Origin of the sequence: Treponema primitia ZAS-1 (genome assembly GCF_000297095.1) — a bacterium.
In the GTDB taxonomy this organism is placed as follows: Bacteria; Spirochaetota; Spirochaetia; order Treponematales; family Breznakiellaceae; genus Termitinema; species Termitinema primitia_A.
In genome coordinates this window covers 170,501-190,508 of the sequence record NZ_AEEA01000050.1, presented here as the reverse complement: position 1 = coordinate 190,508, position 20,008 = coordinate 170,501, and the positions used below count along the sequence as shown (strand labels likewise).

The 20,008-nt window shown below is 54.2% G+C and carries 21 protein-coding genes and 1 tRNA gene; 12 read left to right on the top strand and 10 right to left on the bottom strand.

The window, feature by feature from the left end:
- Window positions 1–17: 17 nt before the first annotated feature.
- Together TPRIMZ1_RS0109080 and TPRIMZ1_RS0109075 are read right to left on the bottom strand one after the other, a co-directional pair.
- Entirely contained in the window at window positions 18–1,526 is a 1,509-nt protein-coding gene (locus tag TPRIMZ1_RS0109080; RefSeq protein ID WP_010258092.1) for a carbon starvation protein A, read from the bottom strand.
- A gap of 75 nt (window positions 1,527–1,601) precedes the next feature.
- Window positions 1,602–2,630 carry a DUF2804 domain-containing protein gene (locus TPRIMZ1_RS0109075; protein WP_010258089.1) on the bottom strand — a complete coding sequence of 343 codons (1,029 nt, stop codon included), beginning with the start codon at window positions 2,628–2,630 and terminating at the stop codon, window positions 1,602–1,604.
- 35 nt (window positions 2,631–2,665) lie between these two features.
- On the opposite strand from TPRIMZ1_RS0109075, the gene murD reads away from it, so the two are divergent.
- A complete protein-coding gene (gene murD, locus TPRIMZ1_RS0109070) occupies window positions 2,666–4,168 on the top strand; it encodes a UDP-N-acetylmuramoyl-L-alanine--D-glutamate ligase (protein WP_010258087.1) in 1,503 nt (500 codons plus the stop codon).
- A 30-nt stretch (window positions 4,169–4,198) separates the two neighbouring features.
- Here murD and TPRIMZ1_RS0109065 read toward each other — a convergent pair whose 3' ends face one another.
- The gene (locus TPRIMZ1_RS0109065; protein WP_010258084.1) at window positions 4,199–5,422 is read right to left on the bottom strand and encodes an ATP-binding protein; all 1,224 of its coding nucleotides are present in this window, start codon (window positions 5,420–5,422) and stop codon (window positions 4,199–4,201) included.
- Between the two features lie 156 nt (window positions 5,423–5,578).
- On the opposite strand from TPRIMZ1_RS0109065, the gene TPRIMZ1_RS0109060 reads away from it, so the two are divergent.
- Both TPRIMZ1_RS0109060 and TPRIMZ1_RS0109055 read left to right on the top strand, forming a co-directional pair.
- Window positions 5,579–6,607 (top strand): EF-P lysine aminoacylase GenX, encoded by a 1,029-nt coding sequence (locus tag TPRIMZ1_RS0109060; RefSeq protein ID WP_010258080.1) that lies wholly within the window; start codon window positions 5,579–5,581, stop codon window positions 6,605–6,607.
- Window positions 6,608–6,656: 49 nt separating this feature from the next.
- Window positions 6,657–6,728 (top strand) — tRNA-Glu (locus TPRIMZ1_RS0109055).
- Between the two features lie 172 nt (window positions 6,729–6,900).
- Here the strand turns inward: TPRIMZ1_RS0109055 and TPRIMZ1_RS0109050 are convergent.
- Window positions 6,901–7,434, bottom strand: coding sequence for an adenine phosphoribosyltransferase (locus tag TPRIMZ1_RS0109050; RefSeq protein WP_010258077.1), 534 nt, complete (start codon window positions 7,432–7,434; stop codon window positions 6,901–6,903).
- A gap of 156 nt (window positions 7,435–7,590) precedes the next feature.
- Between TPRIMZ1_RS0109050 and TPRIMZ1_RS0109045 the strand changes: the two genes are divergently transcribed.
- Window positions 7,591–8,499 carry a diguanylate cyclase domain-containing protein gene (locus TPRIMZ1_RS0109045; RefSeq protein ID WP_010258074.1) on the top strand — a complete coding sequence of 303 codons (909 nt, stop codon included), beginning with the start codon at window positions 7,591–7,593 and terminating at the stop codon, window positions 8,497–8,499.
- Here TPRIMZ1_RS0109045 and TPRIMZ1_RS0109040 read toward each other — a convergent pair.
- From TPRIMZ1_RS0109040 to TPRIMZ1_RS0109030, 3 genes are read right to left on the bottom strand one after another with little or no spacing between them, the layout of a single operon-like run.
- Entirely contained in the window at window positions 8,496–8,963 is a 468-nt protein-coding gene (locus TPRIMZ1_RS0109040; RefSeq protein WP_010258071.1) for a peptidoglycan-binding protein, read from the bottom strand. The two genes, TPRIMZ1_RS0109045 and TPRIMZ1_RS0109040, sit on opposite strands and share 4 nt — an antisense overlap.
- Window positions 8,960–9,577, bottom strand: a complete 618-nt coding sequence (locus TPRIMZ1_RS0109035; protein ID WP_010258068.1) for an RNA polymerase sigma factor — start codon at window positions 9,575–9,577, stop codon at window positions 8,960–8,962. The genes TPRIMZ1_RS0109040 and TPRIMZ1_RS0109035 overlap by 4 nt, the downstream gene beginning before the upstream one ends.
- Entirely contained in the window at window positions 9,574–9,912 is a 339-nt protein-coding gene (locus TPRIMZ1_RS0109030) for a DUF6249 domain-containing protein (RefSeq protein ID WP_010258065.1), read from the bottom strand. The genes TPRIMZ1_RS0109035 and TPRIMZ1_RS0109030 overlap by 4 nt, the downstream gene beginning before the upstream one ends.
- Window positions 9,913–10,015: 103 nt before the next feature.
- Here TPRIMZ1_RS0109030 and TPRIMZ1_RS0109025 point away from each other — a divergent pair, with 103 nt between their 5' ends.
- The 7 genes from TPRIMZ1_RS0109025 to TPRIMZ1_RS0108995 all read left to right on the top strand — a co-directional run bounded on the left by TPRIMZ1_RS0109025 (window position 10,016) and on the right by TPRIMZ1_RS0108995 (window position 16,363).
- On the top strand, window positions 10,016–10,975 hold the full coding sequence (locus TPRIMZ1_RS0109025) for a radical SAM protein (protein WP_010258062.1): 960 nt from the start codon (window positions 10,016–10,018) through the stop codon (window positions 10,973–10,975).
- 53 nt (window positions 10,976–11,028) lie between these two features.
- Window positions 11,029–12,624 (top strand): hypothetical protein, encoded by a 1,596-nt coding sequence (locus TPRIMZ1_RS0109020; RefSeq protein WP_010258059.1) that lies wholly within the window; start codon window positions 11,029–11,031, stop codon window positions 12,622–12,624.
- A gap of 140 nt (window positions 12,625–12,764) precedes the next feature.
- Complete coding sequence (locus tag TPRIMZ1_RS0109015) at window positions 12,765–12,995, top strand: 4Fe-4S dicluster domain-containing protein (RefSeq protein ID WP_010258056.1); 231 nt, start codon at window positions 12,765–12,767, stop codon at window positions 12,993–12,995.
- Window positions 12,992–14,125 (top strand): 3-methyl-2-oxobutanoate dehydrogenase subunit VorB, encoded by a 1,134-nt coding sequence (vorB, locus tag TPRIMZ1_RS0109010; protein WP_010258054.1) that lies wholly within the window; start codon window positions 12,992–12,994, stop codon window positions 14,123–14,125. Before TPRIMZ1_RS0109015 ends, vorB begins: the two co-directional genes overlap by 4 nt.
- Window positions 14,122–14,892 carry a thiamine pyrophosphate-dependent enzyme gene (locus TPRIMZ1_RS0109005; RefSeq protein ID WP_010258052.1) on the top strand — a complete coding sequence of 257 codons (771 nt, stop codon included), beginning with the start codon at window positions 14,122–14,124 and terminating at the stop codon, window positions 14,890–14,892. The genes vorB and TPRIMZ1_RS0109005 overlap by 4 nt, the downstream gene beginning before the upstream one ends.
- Window positions 14,889–15,425, top strand: a complete 537-nt coding sequence (locus tag TPRIMZ1_RS0109000) for a 2-oxoacid:acceptor oxidoreductase family protein (RefSeq protein ID WP_010258049.1) — start codon at window positions 14,889–14,891, stop codon at window positions 15,423–15,425. The genes TPRIMZ1_RS0109005 and TPRIMZ1_RS0109000 overlap by 4 nt, the downstream gene beginning before the upstream one ends.
- Window positions 15,425–16,363, top strand: coding sequence for a hypothetical protein (locus TPRIMZ1_RS0108995; protein WP_010258047.1), 939 nt, complete (start codon window positions 15,425–15,427; stop codon window positions 16,361–16,363). Before TPRIMZ1_RS0109000 ends, TPRIMZ1_RS0108995 begins: the two co-directional genes overlap by 1 nt.
- On the opposite strand, the gene TPRIMZ1_RS0108990 is transcribed toward TPRIMZ1_RS0108995, so the two are convergent.
- Window positions 16,348–16,668 (bottom strand): MGMT family protein, encoded by a 321-nt coding sequence (locus tag TPRIMZ1_RS0108990; RefSeq protein WP_010258045.1) that lies wholly within the window; start codon window positions 16,666–16,668, stop codon window positions 16,348–16,350. The genes TPRIMZ1_RS0108995 and TPRIMZ1_RS0108990 overlap by 16 nt on opposite strands.
- A 77-nt stretch (window positions 16,669–16,745) precedes the next feature.
- On the opposite strand from TPRIMZ1_RS0108990, the gene TPRIMZ1_RS0108985 reads away from it, so the two are divergent.
- On the top strand, window positions 16,746–17,552 hold the full coding sequence (locus TPRIMZ1_RS0108985) for a GerMN domain-containing protein (RefSeq protein WP_010258043.1): 807 nt from the start codon (window positions 16,746–16,748) through the stop codon (window positions 17,550–17,552).
- Window positions 17,553–17,563: 11 nt separating this feature from the next.
- Here TPRIMZ1_RS0108985 and TPRIMZ1_RS0108980 read toward each other — a convergent pair whose 3' ends face one another.
- A complete protein-coding gene (locus tag TPRIMZ1_RS0108980; RefSeq protein ID WP_010258041.1) occupies window positions 17,564–18,430 on the bottom strand; it encodes a TIGR00282 family metallophosphoesterase in 867 nt (288 codons plus the stop codon).
- A gap of 41 nt (window positions 18,431–18,471) precedes the next feature.
- Window positions 18,472–20,004 (bottom strand): DUF5312 family protein, encoded by a 1,533-nt coding sequence (locus TPRIMZ1_RS0108975; protein WP_010258039.1) that lies wholly within the window; start codon window positions 20,002–20,004, stop codon window positions 18,472–18,474.
- Between the last annotated feature and the right edge of the window lie 4 nt (window positions 20,005–20,008).

Sequence of the window (20,008 nt, the reverse complement as noted above, 5' to 3'; positions counted from 1 at the left end):
GGGACGGCCTCTGGTTTTTAGTCCTTGATACTGTTCTTCTGTTTAACCGCGATAAGGGGGATAAACAGGGCAAACAACACGATGGCAAGGGCAAGCCCAATAATAAGGCTCACGGTATACGTGGCGTCTGAGCTGCCAAGCGCTTTGGTAAGCGCCGGTCCGAGACACTCATTCGCCGCAAAGAAGTAGCTTGTCACCACCGCGGTCATGAACGTTGCCGGAATGAGCGTCAGCCAGTAGATCTTGCCGGTCTTGGCAAGGTACGCAGACACCGCCCACAACGCAATCGTTGCCAGGGTCTGGTTTGACCACGAGAAATAGCGCCAGAGAGTATTGAAGTTCGCCGCGCTCTTGATAGCAAATAACACGAGGGCAATACCAACAACGAACAACGGAATAGCAATGACGAAGCGGTTCTTAAGCGGCTTTTGGTCATACTTCAGGGAATCAGCAATGGTGAGCCGCGCACTGCGGAACGCCGTATCCCCAGAGGTAATCGGGCAGGCAACCACACCCAGCACGGCGAGCGCGCCCCCAACCCAACCCATGAGGTCGGTGGACGATTTGGTAACGATACCGGCGGCGCCGCCAAGGTCTTTCATGGCGCCCGCAAGACCGGCAATACCGTTCCAGTGCCCCATAGCAGCGGCAGCCCAAATCATGGCGATGATGCCTTCAAGTATCATGGCGCCGTAGAAAACCTTTCTGCCTTCCTTCTCGTTTCTGAGACAGCGCGCCATAAGCGGAGACTGCGTGGCATGGAAGCCGGAAATCGCTCCGCAGGCAATCGAAATAAACAGGAACGGGAATACGTGGGACATGATCGCACCCTGCGCACGGGCGGGGTTCAGGTTTTGAAACGCAAACTCCGGTACCTGCGTCATCTCTCCCCTAATGAACAGCATAACGACGATGCCCACACCCATGATGATGAGCGCGGCCCCGAAAATCGGGTAAATCCTACCGATAAGCTTGTCGATGGGCAGGATAGTCGCCAGGACATAATACGTAATGATGATCACCAAACAGAGGGTATAGACATTCGCATTCGGGTCTTTCATTCTCACCAGGGTATTGATAACCTGCGCGGGGGTGGTTACGAATACCGCGCCCACAAAAATCAACAACACCACCGAAAACACGCGCATAATATACCGCGGTGTTTTACCCAGGTACTTACCGACAATTTCAGAAATAGAAGCCCCATCATTGCGGACGGACAGCATACCAACGGTAAAGTCGTGCACCGCGCCGGCAAAAATACAGCCGAACACAATCCACATGAAAGCTGCCGGACCAAACATGGCGCCCGCAATAGCGCCGAAAATCGGCCCGGTACCGGCGATGTTGAGGAACTGGATAAGGAGCACCTTTTTCCAGTCCATCCCTACAAAGTCGACCCCATCGGCAATCGCTACGGCCGGTGTTTTTCGGTCAGCCTTGATGCCAAAAATTTTCTCAGTTATCTTGCCATAAACCAGATACCCCAATATCAATGCGATAATTGATAAAATGAAAGTAATCATATGAGCCTCCTAACCTACTTTGAGTATAGCATGCCGATGGGATTTGTCAAATAATACTTAAAAACGAAAGAAACTTTAAAAACGGGTCCTCCGGCGTTCCGCAAAGCCGGTAATATCATGAAATTCAAGCTTTGAACCATCATCAAGGACCACTTTCCCGGAAAAATACCCGCAAACCTGACGGCGCCGGAGGGAATGAAGAAGCATGGTACTCCGATCGGACCGTTCCTGGTGGGGTTTAAAGCTCATTTCAAGGCGATCATCGTTACTGGTGAAATGCCAGGGCTCAAGCCAGTCCGAAGGGGGGATATGAAAGGTCACTTGGTCCAACTTATGCATCTTTCCATCCAGAAAAAAGGCATTTTCCGTCCCCGCTCCGGAATCGGCGGTACTATACCCAACGTTAAAGCCCAACTGCCGGCCTTCGTTTAAGCCGCAGGCAGAGGCCCATATACGGGTATCCGCACGGGGTCTGAACCCGCGGTTCCAGTCGAAGATGCCCCAGGCTTTATCCTTGATAAATACCATCTCCGTACTGCTGAACTGCATCACCCCTTCGGCTACATACCAGGGGGAGCGCCGGGAATACCGGAAGGCCTTTTTTTCCCCCCGCCAGGGAGAACAGGTAAGGATAGACTGGGCCTCCGGGGGCGGAGTCAGTACCACCACTCCCCGCAAACTCCGGTGATGCCCAAACCGGGGGATATCAACCTTGATAATCCGGCTGCCCCCTTCCATGGCGGAAAAATCAATAACAAACTTTTTTCGCTGGATCCGGGCAGAACCGGTTTCACTGTCCTGCGGCAGATCAAACCCCCCCAGGGGGAAGGGGATAATAAAAGGCTGGGTGGATCGTTTTTTATCCTTTAGGGATACCACGGATATGCTGATATGTCCCAGCCAGCCATGGTCCAGGATCTCAAAAACCAGCAGATGGGTAGGGGAAAAGATGATATACCGTTCCGATTCGGTGATGCGCCCGTAGGGAGGGCCAAGCAAATCTTTATCATATTTAAAAACAGGAGATCGGGCCCAACCGAAATTCACCGGTTTGCCGAATTCGTCCAAAATAGGCCGCGGAGTGTCTATTTCAAGGGGCGCCATGTGGGATACTATACTATGAAGTCCCTCTGGGGGCAATGGTCAAGGAAAAGGAGTTTCCGGTGGAATATACGGGGATGAATGTCCTGATAATGGGTTTAGGCCTCCACGGAGGCGGTCTGGAATCCGCCCGGTATCTGGCATCCCATGGAGCGAAGCTTACCGTAACGGATTTGCGGGACGAAAAAATTTTGACCCCATCGATAGAAAAACTCAAAGCCGCCGGCATCTCCGCCCGCTATGTTTTGGGGCATCACAATATAGAAGATTTTGAAAACGCCGATATGATAATTAAAAACCCCGGGGTCCCCCCCGATTCCCCCTACCTCCGGGCGGCATCGGACCAAAGATCCGCGGATCGGGGATCTGCGCACATCGAGACGGATATCTCCCTGTTCCTGGCCGCTTCCCCTGCCCGCCTCATCGCCGTTACCGGTTCCAAGGGCAAATCCAGTACCTCATCGGCCATCCACTGGGTTCTGGACCAGGCCCGGAAGCGCTGCTTGCTTCCCGGCAAGGCGTATCTGGGTGGTAACATCACTGTTTCGCCCCTCACCTTTCTGGATACCCTCACCGCGGATGACGATGTGGTCCTGGAACTATCCAGTTGGCAGCTTGGGGACCTCAAAGGCCGGCTGCATCCCGGTTCAGCCGGAGCAAACCCCATCGCACTCCTCAAGCCCCGGGCAGCCGTACTTACCGCCATCATGCCGGACCACCTGGACCGCTACGGTACTATGGAAGCCTATGTGGCGGATAAACGGGTCATCTACCAGGGTCAGGACAAAACGGATGCCACCATCGCCGCCGATGACCGCTGGGGACAAAGCTTCCTCGCCGAAACTCCGGGCCGGCCTATGGTTTACGGGGAAAAGCCCCTGCCGGAAGGGACAGCCGGGGGCTGGGTGGAAAGCCCCGGCGGAAGAGGCCTGGCGCAACTTGCAGCGAAGCTTCCCGCGCAGCCGGCTTCCGGGGAAATTATCGAGTTAGTCCCGGCGAAACTTTTAGTTCCCGGTTCCCACCAAAAGAAAAACCTCCTCGCCGCGGGTCTCGCCCTGCTGGACCTGGGTTTGCCGGCGGACTTCATCCGGGAAAGCCTGGGAAGTTTCCCCGGCATAGAGCACCGGCTGGAGTTTTTCCACGAAAGCCGGGGTATCCGTTTCTACAACGATACTGCCGCCACCATCCCCGAAGCCGCCGCCGCTGCGGTGGAAGCCTTTGACCAGCCGGTAATATTAGTAAGCGGCGGTACGGACAAGAACCTGGACTTCAGCTGCCTGGTAAAAGCGGCAGCCAACGCTAAGGCAGTAATACTGCTGGCAGGAACGGGCAGCGAAAAACTGCGGCGCCTTCTGGACCAGGCGGCCATTCCCTACCGGGGTCCCTGGGATTCGGTGGACGGGGCGGTACACTCCGCCCTGGAAACAGCGGCGGCGGGAGATGTGGTGGTACTCTCCCCGGGCTGCGCCAGTTTCGGGATGTTCCTTAACGAATTTGACCGGGGACATAAGTGGAAGGACGCGGTGTTACGGCTGGCGTAAAGAAGCCGTCAATGGGCCTCCGGCGCCGCCCTATGGCTCCAGCATCAAAAACTCCCTCACCCCCATGCAGATGATCCCCGTGGGTGTCACCGCGGGCAGCTCGTCTTCCAGGGTCACCACATATTTTGGAAAGTTGTCCGGAATGCCCTCAAGGTTTCCAAACTCCCGCCGGCGGACTTCTTCATTGTCGATGCGCAGACTTACCTGCACATACAGTTTAGCCCCGTCTTTTTCGGCAATAAAGTCTATTTCCTTATTGCCGTCCTTTCCCACATACACGGTGAAATTCCGCTGTATCAAAAACAGATATACTGCGTTCTCCAGCAATCTCCCCATATCCAGGGCGGGGGGATTTTTTGCCAGGACATTCCGCAGGCCAAGATCCTCAAAATAGTATTTTTCGCCAATCTCAAAAATTTTCAGGCCCCCAACCTTGGCGCGGGGAACCTTATGGATGATGCAAGATTTCTCCAATGCCGCAAGGTAACTAATTACCGTTTGCACCGGAATCTGAACCTGTTGATGTTTTAAATAGTTGCTGATGTTGTTCGCGGAAAACAGGCTCCCAATAGTATCCGCCAGATATTCCGCAAGGTTTTCCAGAAAACGGATATTGCGGATATTTTCCCGGATAAGCACATCCCGCAGTACTATTGACTCGTACACATTTTTCAAATACTCACGCGCCAGATGCTCTTCCCCCGCGGGCAGGGAGGCGAGGAAGGGCATCCCCCCTATGCGGAAATATTTCCGCAGCGCCTCCGGGGAATTCTCAAGATCGTAAAAACTTAAGAATTCCCTATACCCCAGGGGATGGATCTGAAACTGGATGTAGCGCCCGGCGAGATAGGTGGCAAACTCACCGGACAAAAGGTGGGCATTGCTGCCGGCACAATAAATGTCGCAGCGTTCCTCCGCATAGAGGGATCGCACCGCCTTTTCAAAATCCGCTATATCCTGAATTTCATCTATGAACACAAAATTCTTCCGGTCCGTTGACAACCGGGACGCAACAAAATCATAGAGCTCCCCATCGGTCTTTACCTGCCGGAACTCCGCAAATTCGGTGTTGATATAGATGATATTGGCCTTGGGATCGACCTTCCGTATCTCGTCCATAAGCTGATAGAGAATATAGCTTTTCCCCGATCGCCGCTGCCCCGACAAGATTTTGATTATGTGGGAGCCGATGAAGGGTTTAACCCGCCCAAAATAGAGATTCCGGGGTATATAGTCCCATAAAGTTTCCATCATACTTGAAATTATAATATACATTCATAAATATGTCAATTATATTAGAATGTTCATTTATATTACAGTAAAGTTTCAATCATATTTGAAACTTTACATATTTTCTTCCAAAAACTCCATCCCCCTAATCTCAGGGCCCCTCCTATGCTACAATAAGCCATGGACATTGAACTTTTACAGGAACGGGCACGGATTTTCCGGGAAGTCCGGGCTTTTTTTGATAAACGGGGTTACCTGGAACTGGATACTCCCCTCCTTGCCCCGGACTTAATCCCCGAAACCTGCCTGGAGGTCTTTGAAACCGCCTATCTGGCGCCGCCAAACAGCAAAACCCGGGAAACGCAGCCCTACTGGCTCATCCCCTCCCCGGAAATCTGGATGAAAAAGATCATCGCCCGGCACCGGACCAGCGTCTATCAGATTTGCAAGTGCTTCCGGAACGGAGAATCTACGGGACATCTCCACAGTCCGGAATTTACCATGCTGGAATACTACACCATGGGCGCCGATTACCTGGACAGCCTCACCCTCACGGAGGAGCTTTTCGCAAGCCTGCTCGGGGATTCCGCAAAAACCGGCTATGCCGGGCAGACCTGCCTTCGCCCCCCTTTCCTGCGGATAACCATGGAGGAAGCCTTTAGCCGCTGGGCCGGGTTCAGCCTCTACGACGCCGCCGAAAAAGGAACCCTGGCCACCGAGGCCCGGAAACTGGGCCTAACCCCGCCGACGGAACTGGATACGCCGGCCCTCTACGACCTGATTTTCATACACGCCGTGGAACCGGCCCTGCCCAAAGACAAGGCCGTGGTCATAACCGATTACCCCGCCTTTGTTCCCTGCCTGGCGCAAAAGAGCCCGGACCACAGAACCGTGGAGCGCTGGGAACTCTATGTACGGGGAATAGAACTAGCGAACTGTTATTCCGAGGAGACGGACCCCGAGCAAGTACGCCGCTACTTTGAACGGGAAGGCGCACTGAAAAACCGGGACTCCCTGGTACCCCACCGCATCGACGGGGACTACTGGCAACACTTCCTCCCAACGTCCGGAGAAGCCTCCGGATTTCCCCAATGTTCCGGGGTAGCCCTAGGGCTGGACCGCCTAGTCATGGCCCTGACGGGACGGTCCAGCATAGATTCGGTACTCCCCTTCCCAATGCACCACATACCGGGATTTACGCGGGCTTGACAAACCCCCAATTTTCCCCATAAATATAAAGCGTAACTACCTTCCAAAAGGCCCCTTCGTCTATCGGTTAGGACATGAGATTCTCAATCTTAAAAGAGGGGTTCAATTCCCCTAGGGGCTAAGATAAAATTTTTATTTACGATAAGTTCCCCTAGGGGAATTGAAGCCTTCAGCCCGCCGACCAAAGGGAGGAAAAGGCGCCATGGATGGCGCCGTCAGGGCTGAAGGCCGGCCTGGAATGAGCAAACAGGATGTTTGCGATTGGAAGGCAATTCCCCTAGGGGCTAAGATAACTATTCCGAATCGTAGGTGATCAATGTTGTAATGGGGGTCGGCGCCAAGGCTTTTTCGTAGTGCAGGAAGGGCAGGCCCACCACCCCGAAGATCTCCGGAACCACGGCGCCGCAGTCGGTGATCAGGCTCCGGGCAGCGTTTAGGGTCCCCCCCGTGGCAATAAGGTCGTCCATGAGGAGCACCTGTTTACCCTGGGGCACATCGTCGCAGTGTATTTCGATTTCCGCTTCAGCGTATTCCAGGCTATATTTTTTAGAAAGCGTTTTTCCGGGCAGTTTACCCTTCTTCCGGATCAGAAACAGGGGGATCCCCATGCGGAAGGCGAAGGGGGCGGCGAACACAAAACCCCGGGCTTCGATGGCGGCTATAGCGTCGATGCGCTTCCCCTGATAAATCTCCGCCATGGATTCGATGCAGTACCTAAAAGCCCTGGGTTCCGTGAGGATACTGGTTATATCGTAGAAAAGCACCCCTTTCTTGGGGAAATCCGGGACTTTTCTGATATAGTCATCAAGGTTTAACGCATCGTTCATCACACCGCCTTAAGAGGGAAAACTCGTTTTGATATTCAGTTTACCTTTTAGAAGAAGCCGTGTCAATATTTTGGTATTTTTTGGAGTCATCTTGACCAGGAGAGTAAATAATGCAATCTTAGGATAATATAATTCATATTGAGGGGGTGTTGTGCTATGGAGCCTGCTCAGGAATTCCGTATTTTGGTTATTGATGACGAAAAGTCGAATCTGATGGTGCTAAACAGGATTCTGTCGACGGAATACACGGTCTTTACCGCCAAAACCGGCAAGGAAGGGCTGGAACGGGCCATTGCAGACCAGCCGGACCTCATCCTTCTGGATATTGTTATGCCCGACCTCAATGGCTTTGATGTATTGACCACCTTTAAAAAGACCCCGGAAACCATGAAGATCCCGGTGATAGTCATTACCGGGCTTAGTGACGAAACCGATGAGGAAAGGGGCTTCCTCCTGGGGGCGGTAGACTATATCACCAAGCCCTTCAAAAACCCCATCGTCCTGGCTCGGGTGCGAACCCATATCCAGATAATCCACCAGATCCGCACCATCGAACAGCTGGGGCTTATCGACGGACTCACCAATGTCCCCAACCGGCGCTGTTTTGACGACCGTGTAGCCCTGGAGTGGCGGCGGGCGGCACGGGAAAAGAACCCTATCTCCTTCTTGATGATGGATGTTGATAAATTCAAGACCTATAACGATACCTACGGACATCCCCAGGGGGATGTCCTGTTAAAAAGCATAGCCAAAATATTCAGCGCCGCGGCCATGCGCACCACCGACCTTGCGGCCCGGCTGGGTGGGGAGGAATTCGGCATACTCCTCCCGGATACGGATCTTAGCGCCGCCCTGGTTATTGCGGAGAAGATCCGCTCCGGGGTAGAGGCTATCCGTATCCCTACAGCGGACGGCAAGACCATCACCACCGCAACCATCAGCATCGGTGCGGTGTCCGCAGTCCCGGACGATAAAGCCACGGTGCAGGAGTTTCTCTCCGCAGCGGACAAGCGCCTCTATACCGCGAAAAACACCGGCCGGAACCGGGTCTGTTCGGAAAATTAGTGTAGATTAAACCTATCGCTCAGTTCCTTCAGATGGCTGCCAATAAAGAGCGCCCCGTAGGCGCTTACGATGGCGCCTACGGTAATCCCTATGGGGAGCAGAAACGATGAGCCCCAGTTATCAGCCACCTTGATAAAGTCCATCCCAAGAAAGGATGTGGACAGGGAAACCAGGACGACGAGGCCCGTAACTACCCAGCTCCGGAAGGATACCCCCGCTATTTCGGGATACTCTTCCTCAAGTTCTTCCAGGGCTATGCTCTGCATGATCCGATCTTCCAGCCCCGGGGCGGGGGGAAAGAAATTTTCCTTCATAAGACTCCGGGCGGCCGTTAGTTTTTCTATTTTTTCGGCACAGCGGGGGCAGCGGAGGGTGTGGAGCCATATGCGTAGGCGGGTAAAAAGCGGTAGCGAAGAATTTCCCTCAAATTCGTATACCCTGTCCATCACATCGTTGCAGTTCATTCAATTCCTCCTTCCGCAATCCCCTCAAGCTTTTCCCGGAGCAGTTTTTTTGCCCGGAATACATGGGACTTAATAGTATTCACCGGATACCCGGTAATAGCTTCAATCTCCTGATAGGACCGGTCGTAGAAAAAAAACAGATCCACACAGATCCGGTACCGCTCGGGCAGATCCTTCAGGGCTTCCCGTACCGCTTCTGCGGCAGCGGCTCGGAGCAAAAGCTGCTCCGGGGTTGGGGAGCTCCGCTGGAAGTTCCGGTCTAACCCATCATAGTCATCCGGTCCGGCTTCCCCGGCGAGGCTGCGGTACTCCTTCTGCCGCCGTATACTGTTCACCGCCGTATTGTAGGCAATGCGGTAGAGCCATGTTGAAAACCGGGACCGTCCCTGGAAGCTGCCCAGGCTGCGGAAACTTTTCAGAAACACTTCCTGGGTAAAGTCCGCGGCGTCATCGGAATTCCGAAAAAAACTTAAGCCCATCCCATAAACCGCCTGCTCATGGCGCTGTACCAGGATACGAAACAACTCTTTCCGGCCCGAGACAATCTGATCGACAATGAGCTGATCGTCCCCGGGGTCTTCGCCAACGCTTTTATCGTTGGCGTCAAGGGTCATGAGTTTTTATCGCGCCGTTGTATCCCGTAAAAAATTAACAGGCCGACGCCGATCGAAAGGGGTATAATTCCACCCAGAAGACCGTCACCGGCCCCCTTGGCTATGGCGAGGAATACGGTTAAGCTTATTCCCACGGATACCAAGAGAAGTCCTGCAAGCAAGCTGAAGGAAAGGAGATCAAAATCGGTCCGGGGATTCTCGCCGGCTTTGATAAGCAGCATTTTACGTTTATGATTCCAGAGAAGATAAAAAAACACCACCGCCGACCCCATGATGATCCCTACGATGGGGATAATCGCGATAATAACTTCTGCGGCGGAGGATCCTCTGTTCATAAAAAAAACGTCTCCCTTCAATCCATAACGGTATTATTGTTACTATACTCTTTCAAATTTAACTCGTCAACATTTAGACCCCGAAACGTCACAATGGTTGCACATGGCTGAGCCGGTCTATGGCCGCTGTACCCTCTGTCCCCGGCTCTGCGGGGCGGATCGCAGCGCGGGGAAACGGGGCTTTTGCGCTGAGACCGCAGATATTCGTATCGCCGCTGCATCTATCCATCGCGGGGAGGAGCCGCCCATCACCGGGAGGGGCGGTTCGGGGACAATCTTCCTTACCGGCTGTACCTTAGGCTGTGTTTTTTGCCAGAACGCTCAGATTTCCCAGGCCGGCATGGGCCGGACGGTGGATCAGCCGGAGTTTACCGCCATATGCCTGGCACTCCAGGACCGGGGAGCGGAAAATATAAACCTGGTTACCGGCAGCCACTGCGCCCCCGCCCTGGCCGCCTATCTCCGGGGCGCCCGCACCCAGGGCCTCAGCATCCCCCTACTCTGGAATTCCTCGGCCTACGAAGGTCTCAACGCCCTGGAAAGCCTGAAAGACCAGATCGATGTTTATCTTCCAGACCTGAAAACCCTGGACTCCGGTCTGGCGGGCCGCTTCTTCAAGGCCCCCAATTACCCGACGGCTGCGGAAAAGGCCATACTGCGGATGCTGGACTACCGCGGGGAACTCCGCTGGAAGGGACCGGTACTGGTTTCCGGCGTGATAATCCGTCACCTGGTTCTCCCGGGTTATGCCGAATCCACCAAGGCGGTCCTCCAATGGTTTGCCGATCACTGCCGGGGCCGCGCCCTCCTCTCCCTGATGACCCAGTACACCCCGGTGGGCGGCATACAGGACATGCCCCGCCGCTATGTGAACCAGGACGAGTACGACCAGCTCCTCCAATGGCTCACGGACCTGGCCATTGAGGACGGCTTCTGCCAGGAACTGGTTCCCGACAATAGCTGGCTCCCGGACTTTGAGCAGACTAACCCGTTTTCATCGGAGCTTTCCGTTCCGGTCTGGCATTGGAAAACCGGGCTGCTTAGGGAAGGACGCTATTCCTAGTCCCATGTTTCGTATCCTCTTAATCTTTTTCGCAATTTTGGATATACTACATAATGATGAGCAAACGCAAAATCCGGTTTTTTAATACCACCGGGCCCTGCCGCCCGGATATGCACTATATGCTCCCCCCGGAAGAACGCCTGGTAGGCGCCCAACTCCATCGGTATATTGAGGATGAGCTGTATTGGGTGCTTCATGCACCCCGGCAGACGGGAAAAACCACTTTTTTGCAAAGCTGGATGCGGGAGATAAACGCCGGGGACGAGGCGCTTTCCTGCTATGTAACAGTGGAGCGCTGCCAGGGTATCTCCGAACCGGAAAGGGCTATGCCGGGTCTGTGTAAAGCTATTCAGCAATGGGCGGGTTCCGCAGGCTTGCCGGTTCCGGAACTGAAAACTTCAGAACCCACTAGCATGTTAAACGAAATTTTGCGTAACTGGTCCGCATTGGTTGCTCCCAAACCCCTGATCGTCCTTTTTGATGAAACCGATGTACTGGTCGATGCAACCCTAATTAGCTTCCTCCGTCAACTGAGAGATGGTTTTGCTGATAAAGGAGTGGGTACCTTCCCTGTCTCAATCGCTCTGGTGGGGATGAGGGACCTAAAAGACTATATCACCGCTTCCAAGGGCGGCATCCCGCCTAATCCTGGTTCACCCTTCAATATCAAATCAGATTCGGCTTCATTGTCCAATTTTCACAAAGACGATATAGGGCGGCTTTTTGCCCAAAGGACTGCGGAAACAGGGCAGCAGATTACCCCGGAAGCCCTGGAGTATGTCTACGAACAATCAAAGGGGCAGCCCTGGATCGTTAATTCCCTGTTGCAAAGAGCGACTATGCGGGTACTGGATGCAGAAAGCGTCGAGACGGTAACCATTGACCATATCCGGGAAGCCCGTAAACAGATGATAGACGCCCGGGAAACTCACCTTGATGCCCTGGAGGAACGTCTGCGGGACCCACGGATCAGGCGGGTGATACAAACAATTCTTATCGGCGAGACAGACCTTACCATGACCAGAACCAACCGGGATGTGGAACTAGCCATGGATTTAGGCTTGGTTAATTGGGGCGCCGATACAGGATTTGTGATTTCTAATCCCATCTACGAAGAGATGATGATCCGCTTTCTGGACTCGCCCTACCATGATAATTTGCCGCCCCCCAGCACCTGGAAATGGCAAAAAAGCGATGGAACCCTGGATATGAACGCCCTGCTCCGGGAATTTCAGTCTTTCTGGCGGAACAATTCCGAAGTATGGGAGCAACAGGCTGATTATACCGAGGCCTTCCCCCATCTGCTGCTTATGGCTTTTCTTCAGCGCATAACAAATGGTTCAGGACGGATTGAGCGGGAATATGCCGCAGGCCGGGGGCGTATGGATCTGGCAGTAGAATACCACGGCGCATGGGATATTATTGAAGTAAAACTGTTCCGGGAAGGAAAATCCTTTGAAGCCCTTATGGAAGAGGGCATACGGCAAACCCTGCGGTATAGGGACAGTTTTTCTCCTCCCCTCAGTTCCCATAACGGCCTGCCGGTAAAATGTTATCTGGTTATCTTTGATCGCCGAGCCAATAAACCTGCCTGGGATGAACGGATTAAATGGCTGCCCCAAGAAGAAATTACGATCGTCTGCTGTTAAAAACCCTCGGTACGGGGCGGCAAGTGGTTGTTGATGAAAGCACCGCTCGGGCTAGCTGTCGGCGTTCCCCCTTCCCTTGCGGTAATTTCCCCTTTTCTATACAATAACCGAATCATTGCGGCGCTAAGAGAGGAGGCCCTATGGCGAGGAAGGGGAAGGTCGTTATTGACCGGGAACTGTGTAAAGGGTGTTTGTTGTGTATCCGGGCTTGTCCGGTAAAGGTGCTGGAAAAAGATACGGGGCTCAACGCTTCGGGGGTGTATCCCTCTTTTCCGGCCAATCCGGAAAAGTGTATAGCCTGCGGGAACTGCTTTGAGGTTTGTCCCGATGTGTGCATCGAGATTTTTGATTTAGAGGGGGCTTCCGCATGAGCGACGAAAACATTCAACTGATGAAGGGGAATGACGCCATCGCCGAAGCGGCGATTCGGGCGGGGTGTACCGCCTATTTCGGCTACCCCATTACCCCCCAGAGCGAGATTGCCGCCTATATGGCAAAAAATATGCTCGAAAAGAACCGGATTTTTATCCAGGCGGAAAGCGAGGTTGCGGCGATTAATATGGTCTACGGCGCTTCCACCGCCGGAGCCCGGGCTATGACCAGCTCTTCCAGCCCCGGCATCAGCTTAAAGCAGGAAGGCATGTCCTATGCCGCCGGGGCGGATATCCCCCTGGTGCTGGTTAACGTGGTCCGGGGCGGCCCGGGGTTGGGCTCCATAGCCCCCGCCCAGAGCGATTACTTCCAATCCACCCGTGGCGGCGGCCATGGGGATTACTACAACATCGTACTGGCCCCCAAGAGCGTCCAGGAATGTGCGGACCTGACCTATCTTGCCTTTGATTTAGCGGACCAATACCGTATCCCCGTAATCGTCCTGGCGGACGGTATGATAGGCCAGATGATGGAAGGGGTGGTTCTACCTCCGGAACGGCCCCTAGGGGACCTGCCCAAGCGGGACTGGACTGCCGGGCATCTGCCGGAGCGGGAAGGCAAAGCCGGGGGGCCTGCGGTGCATATCACCTCGATATTCCTGGACCCGGCGGTACTGGAAGCGCGGAACAAAAAGCGGCTGATCCGCTATGAGGAAATAAAGGCTAAGGAACTTCGTTTTGAAGCGGTGGGTTACCGTACCGCCTGTAATGCCTTTACCGGCGAGGGGCCGGATATTACCCTGGTTGCCTACGGAACCTCCGCCCGGATCGCCCTAGGCGCCAAGAAGCTTGCCGAAAAGGAGGGGATTAAAGTAGGACTGTTCCGGCCCATTACCCTTTGGCCCTTCCCCTACAAGGCTCTGGCTAGGATTGCCTCCACGGGTAAGCCCCTGCTCACCGTAGAGATGAGCGAAGGCCAGTTGATAGAGGATGTGAAACTTTCGGTTTATGAGGCGGACCCGTCAGGGCCCCGATCTCCGGTGCATCTATTGGCCCACTCCGGCGGGATCATTCCCACGGAGGAAGAGGTCTTCGAGAAAGTGAAGGAGATACTGGGAGGGAAATCATGAAACAACTCTACGGACATCCTAAAAGTTTATACAACATTTCTACAAAATATTGCGCCGGCTGCGGTCACGGGGTTATCCACCGTATCATCACCGAACTGGTGGACGAGATGGGCCTGCGAGACCGGACCATCATCACCAATCCTGTGGGCTGCGCTATCTGGGCGGATCTGTACTTTGACTTCGATACGGTACAGCCGGCCCACGGACGTACCCCCGCGGCTGCCACGGCTATCAAGCGGGTCCTGCCGGATCACCTGGTTATCTGTTACCAGGGGGACGGCGACATGGCCGCCATCGGTACTGCGGAAATGATCCACGCCGCAAACCGGGCGGAAAAGTTCACCACCATTTTTGTTAACAACGCTATTTACGGCATGACCGGCGGGCAGATGGCCCCCACCACCCTGATAGGCCAGAAGGCCGCCACCGCTCCCCTGGGCCGGGACCCGGACGCCGCGGGTATGGGCTACCCCATAAAAGTCTCGGAACTTTTAGCGCAGCTTGAGGGGACCCGCTACATAGCCCGCAGCGCGGTGAACACCCCCGCCAACACCCGGAAAACCAAACAGTATATCCGCAAGGCCCTGGAGGCCCAGCTTGCGGGGGTAGGATTTACCATGGTTGAAGTCCTCTCCTCCTGTCCCACCAACTGGGGCCTGGACCCCATACCGGCAATGGAATGGCTGGAGGAAAACATGATCCCCTTTTACCCCCTGGGTGAAATCAAGGACACCCTGAGCGCAGCTTCCAAGGGAGGCCTTAAATGACGGAAAAATCATTATTCGCCGGTTTCGGCGGCCAGGGTATTGTCTCCCTGGGACAGATCTGGGTGTACTGCGCCATGAAGGAAGGGAAAAATGTCACCTTCTTCCCCTTCTACGGCGCCGAAAAGCGGGGCGGTATCGCCAGGGCCGGGGTAATCGTCTCGGATGAAGAAATCGCCAGCCCCCTGGTTACCATCCCCGATTCCGCCCTGGTGATGAACCCGGAATCCCTCCCCCTTTGCGAGGGGATCCTCAAACAAGGGGGGATACTGCTGATCAATTCATCCCTGGTTAAGGAGGAGCCAAAGCGTACGGACCTCAAGGTAACCCGCATCGACCTCCAGGGCATAGCGGAAAAAATCGGGCATAGCCGCATCGCCAACATGGTAGCCCTGGGTGTCATGGCCAAACTTACCGGGGCGCTTTCCATTAACGCGATAGAGCCCATCCTGAAAAACTTTTTCTCCGCGGACAAGCACAAGTTTGTGCCCATGAACGTGGCGGCCATCCAGGCGGGTTTTGAAGCGGTAAAATAATGAAGCGGCTCATACCCCTTTTTATCCCGGTCCTCCTGCTTGCGGCCCTTCCCCTCAAGGCAGATTCGGAGATCCGGAATACCACGGGCTTAACGCTTCAGACATCAACCCTGCCGGAGATCAAACTGGGGATTACCCAAAATTTTATCTTCCCCCTGCTGCGGAGCGAAAGTCCTCTTACGGAGGGCAACAATCTCAGCCTGGCCCTTACTGCGGAGCTTTCCCCAGTTTCAGTAAACGGAATCGCCGAGGCGGTGTTTACTCCCATCGCTTTTCTGCAGGCCGTTGCGGGGGCGCGCATCGGTTCGGGCTGGAATATTGAACTTTTTGGTAACGATATTTACGGCATAGGGATTAACCGCCGGGTAGGCGACACCACAAAGCCCGAAGTAGACGGCAGCCCTTTTGACGGCCTCCTCTGGAGCGCCTATGGCGGGGCTGTTTTCCAGTTTGATCTGGCCGCCATCCTTCCCGGGGACTGGAACCATGTGGTGTTCCGTACCTACCACGAGGCCCGTTACAAGGGCAATACCGCAGCCTCCTCAGGCGATTCCTGGTATTTTGAAAACGACGACGGCCAGAACCGTAACGGTTTAAACTACTACGGCAATTACCTCCTGGGCTATCAGATGCCGATCTTCCTCAATACCGTGGGTCTCATGGCGGAGATGGAGCTCTACCTCTACGACACCCCGCACCGAAAAGATTGGGGGGACGACCTGGGCCGCTGGACCTTTGGGCCCCTCTTCAATTTTACTATCACCGAAAAATTCAGCGCCGCCCTGATAGTCCAGTTCCATACCCGCCGCAGTTATACTGAGGGCCGTGAGGATGATCTGGCCAAGGATGTGTTTTACCAGGACCGGCATCTCAAAACCGAGGACCCCCTCCTAAGCTTCTACCGGGCCGCCGCAATTCTGAGCTACAAGCTGTACTGAATACCGTAGCATCCCATATCCACCACCCCGGCCTTGCTCACCCGCACCCCCTCGGATCGGAGCAGGCTGATCTGGAGTTCCCGGCCGTTTCCTTCGCCCAGGGCGATGCGGCCGTCGGCTTTGATGATCCGGTGCCAGGGGAGCTTTTCCTTTTCAGCCAGGGAATGGAGTATCCGGGCTACCTGCCGGGCGCCATTGGGCAGTCCCGCCGCCAGGGCAATATTCCGGTAACTGGAAACCCGGCCCTTAGGTACCGCCTTAATGGCTGCCAAAATACGCAGGGTCGACTCATGGAACTCTTTCATGGCTGTATTTTAGTACAGGCTGACAGATAAAATATAGTCTCATTGACCCCGCGTATCATTTCCTCTATTATTGAACTGTGGCAGCCCCAAAAAACAGAAAAACCAATCCCCCGCCTCCGCCGAAAAAACGTGCGTCCTTTATCTTCTGGACCCTTTTTTTTATCATTGTGATCAGCCTTTTTTTCGTGAACCTGCAGCTTATCCGATCCAGCGTTGAAAATACGGGCCTTCTGGATCGTCTCTTCAATAAAACTGAAACCGAGGAAAACGCCCCGGACGCCAATGTCCCGGAACTTCCGTCAGCCCCGGAGCTGCCGGCTGCCACCGTTACCGCCGATGAACCCGCTGCCCCAGCGGTACTTCCAACGGAAGAACCGCCTGCCGTCGATACGGTGGAGGATACCCCCGTCGCCGTTCCGGAACCCAAGCCTGCCGCACCGCCCGTAAGCCCCCCCGCCGGGCAAAGCCGGGACCGGGCCCTCTACTTCATACGGGTTGATGGGGACGGCGCCCTCCTGCGGCAAGCGGTTACCCGCTCTGTAACATCCGCTTCTCCCCTGGCGGATACGGTACGGCTCCTCCTCCAGGGCCCCACGGCGGAAGAGCAGCGCCGGGACCCCAGGCTCAGATCCCTGATTCCTCCGGGTACCAAACTGCTCCGGGCCGAAGTACGGGGCTCCACCGCGTATATTAGTTTTAGTGAGGAGTTTCAGTTTAACACCTATGGTGTGGAAGGATATATGGGCCAGCTCTGGCAGATAATCTGGACTGCCACAGAATTCCCCAACATCTCCGATGTGCAAATCCTCATCGAAGGCAACAGGGTAGATTTTCTTGGAGAAAGAATCGGTATAGGAAGCCCCCTGAGCAGGAGCTCATTCTAGTCTCAAGAGATCTACTGGTCTCTTGAGACCCGGATCCGCCGGATCGAAATTGCTTTGCCCGTTTCCTGATCAATTTCTGTAAGTATACCCTGAAGTTCCGACGGCTGCCCGGGGGAAGGGTCGGCGCAGTTCATGCGGTACAGTACCTGGGTTCGGGCACGGTCCAGACAAACCTTGGTGTCCATGCCGATAACCCCGCCTGATACGCCGGTCATCCCCAAGTCGGTGATGTAGGCGGTTCCCTGTTTTAGTACCCGCTCGTCCGCGGTTTGCACATGGGTATGGGTACCCGCCACAACGCTGGCCCTTCCGTCCAGGTAAAAGCCCAGGGCTTCCTTTTCCTTTGTGGATTCCGCGTGGAAATCAACCACCACCACGGCGCCGTATTTCCGCAAAATGTCCGGCGTCGAACCATCGGTGTTCAGCAGGGAATGGAATTCGGTAACCAAAGCGCCCTGGCTGTCAATAATCGAATCAAAAGCCTTAAAAGGGCAGTCTATGGGGGTCATCAGTTCGCGGCCCTGGAGATTTATCACCAGCCAGGGGACATCATTTTTTCTGATCTCCCTCCAGCCCCGGCCCGCCGACTTTCCGGGATAATTCGCCGGCCGGAGTATCCGTTCATCCTGGTCCAGGACCGGCCAGAATTCCCGTTTTTCCCAAACATGGTTCCCGGTGGTGATCAGGTCCGCCCCTGCATTAAGGATACGCACTTTCTCCGCTTCGGTTATGCCAAAGCCGGCGGCGGCGTTTTCCCCGTTGACCACCACAAAATCCGCCCTCTCTTTCTCGATAAGGGCAGGCAGCAGCTTTTCCAGAACAGCAATCCCGCTTTCTCCCACCACATCGCCAATCATGATAAGTTTTAATACCGGCATGGGGGTAGTATAGACTCTAAACGCCGCTTAATCCAGAGCGCCTAATCGGAATCGGTGGAAGTCTGAACAAAGAGCCGCAGCAATTGCAGCATATTGAGCAGCTTGCTATACATTTCGGAAATCCGGCCTTCCAGGGGTTCAACGGAAAAAGAATCCAATTCCTCCCAGTTCAGAATAATTGCCGAGGGATTTTTCCGGTAATCATCAAGAATTCCCGCGAAGCCGTCTGCCAAAACAGAAAGGTTGAAGATAGCATCGCTGATGATCTGCTTCGCGTCGCCATTCAGGGTTTCCAAGTTTGTACTGATAACCCGTGTCTGGCTTTTTTCCTTTTCAACCCTCATGAGCGAATTTTTAAGCTTGTTGCCGTACATGCCAAAGTCGGAAAGGGATTCGTCCAGATGGTTAATCCTGTCGGGAAAGCTTAAAAGCAGCCGTACCGATTCCGACAGGGGCATGGACAAAACGGGGGAAACCCACTGACCGCGGATCAGGATCAGATCGTAGAAATACTGAAACTGCGGCTTTTCATCCAGGAGAAAAACTATTAAATAATTGAGCCCCCGGGCATAGGTAAAACCGGCAAAATTTTTTTTCTTGTACATATCACCGCCCCGCTCGGTATAGTTCTTGAGCCGGTTCACCTCATGGTCGCCAAAAACCGCCTTGGCGCACTCAAGAATCTGCTCATCCCGTTTAGCGGTGGTGATCCGGGTAAGATATTCAAATATTTCGATCCGGATCGTTTCCAGGTAGGCAGCGGTGATATCCACCTTGGGAACATTGGGCTCCCATCCCCAGTGCGGGTCCGTATCGATAAACCGGATCATCATTTCCAGGATACCCGATCGTTTAACATCCCGTATCCGGAGCAGCAGGCTGTTCCAGAGTTTTAGATTAAGTACCTCCGCCCCTTTGCACTCACCCAGTATCCCCAGGACTTCATTCCAATTCCGGTCCGGATCAAGGCCACCGGTGAGTTCAAGAAAATCTTTAATCTCATCGGAAACCCCTATGCCCCGGACAGGGCTGAACAGCGGTTTCTTACTAAAGCTGCGTTCACCTAACTGGCTGTCGAATTTTTTCAGCAAAAAATAAAAATCGTAATTAACAAATTTGGCCAGGATCATGATCAGGCTGTAACAAGCGTCAATGGAACTGACGAGCTCCGTATCAAAGCCCGCCGCCAGGCTGTCGAATTCACCCTGCATCTGGCGGTAAAGTTCCTTGGGGGGCGTTGTATCAGCCCTGAGCTCAATGATTTCCAGAGAAAGCTGCTCCAGTATATCCCGCTGCCGCTTATCCAGAAAATTGTAGATCACCGCCATTTTCAACTGGGTTGACTGGGCTGCATTCTGAAGAAAACCCTGAGCCGGAGCGATGACCTTATAAACATCGAAAAAGAACTGAGCTAGTTCGGGGGACGCCTCTTCAGTCTTTAGCCGGTAGAACTTCCCGTACTTATTAGCGGCCAAACTCTTGGCCATCCGTTTCAACAGCCGTTTTTTGGCTCGTACGGGATCATTCCCACCGGTAAACAGCGAAGTAATCCAGGTAAAAAACGAAAAGGCCATATGC